Origin of the sequence: Christiangramia qingdaonensis (assembly GCF_048381525.1) — a bacterium.
Classification (GTDB): domain Bacteria; phylum Bacteroidota; class Bacteroidia; order Flavobacteriales; family Flavobacteriaceae; genus Christiangramia.
In genome coordinates this window covers 615-1047 of record NZ_JBLWIM010000009.1, presented here as the reverse complement: position 1 = coordinate 1047, position 433 = coordinate 615, and the positions used below count along the sequence as shown (strand labels likewise).

Annotated in this window: 1 protein-coding gene; it reads right to left on the bottom strand. The window is 37.0% G+C overall.

All coding sequences use genetic code 11. The features are described 5' to 3' along the window. The coding region (locus tag ACNI3T_RS04830) for an IS30 family transposase (RefSeq protein ID WP_418226855.1) at positions 1-433 on the bottom strand (433 nt) is incomplete at both ends.

Below are 433 nucleotides of genomic sequence, written 5' to 3'. Positions count from 1 at the left end.
TGTATGATTTGCAACTGTTTTTGATTAATCAGCGCAAAGCTTGTTCCTTTAGGAAGGTATCTTCTGATGAGTCCATTGGTGTTTTCATTAGTACCTCTTTCCCAGGAAGAATAGGGGTGAGCAAAGTAGATTTGCATTCCTGTTTTTTGAGTGATTTTCTTATGTTCTGCCATTTCAATTCCGTTGTCATAGGTCATGGTTTTCTTGAAGATTGGCTCCATTTTATTTAATGTTTTAGAGAATAACTTACTGACGTGATCTGATTTTTTGTTGTTTAATTTTACGATTAAAGTATATCTAAACTTACGTTCTACGATTGTTCCAATGACACTTTTGTGATTGGAGCCCACCATGAGATCACCTTCCCAGTGACCGCTTTTCTGTCTGAGGTTTATATGTGCTGGTCTTTGATCAATGCTGACCTGACCTGTAA